Source organism: Bacillus sp. SIMBA_005 (assembly GCF_046535585.1).
GTDB lineage: Bacteria > Bacillota > Bacilli > Bacillales > Bacillaceae > Bacillus > Bacillus pumilus.
In genome coordinates this window covers 1-264 of sequence record NZ_JAWRWI010000577.1, presented here as the reverse complement: position 1 = coordinate 264, position 264 = coordinate 1, and the positions used below count along the sequence as shown (strand labels likewise).

1 protein-coding gene is annotated in these 264 nt (G+C 77.7%); it reads right to left on the bottom strand.

Features of this window, described 5'->3' with window-relative positions; genetic code table 11:
* Nucleotides 1-264: trehalose-phosphatase (locus tag SB660_RS21365; protein WP_410584407.1), on the bottom strand; the 264-nt coding region annotated here is incomplete at both ends.

Below are 264 nucleotides of genomic sequence, written 5' to 3'. Positions count from 1 at the left end.
CTGGTAACCCGGCAACTGCGGCAACGCCTGTTCGGCGAAAGCGCGCAGCGCGGTCTCGGCCCCGGGCGCGCTGCGCCAGTGCAGGCCCAGCGCCGCGCCCTTGTCCTCGACGACCGCACCCGGGTAGCCCGCTGCCAGCCGCACGGCCTGCTCGCGCAGCGTGCCGAGCGCCGCCGGCGCGGCAGCGTCGTCGACCCGGCCACGCCGGCCGCGACGTTCGACGCCGTGCAGGCCGGCCGCGAGGAAGCGCTCCGGTGCGAACAG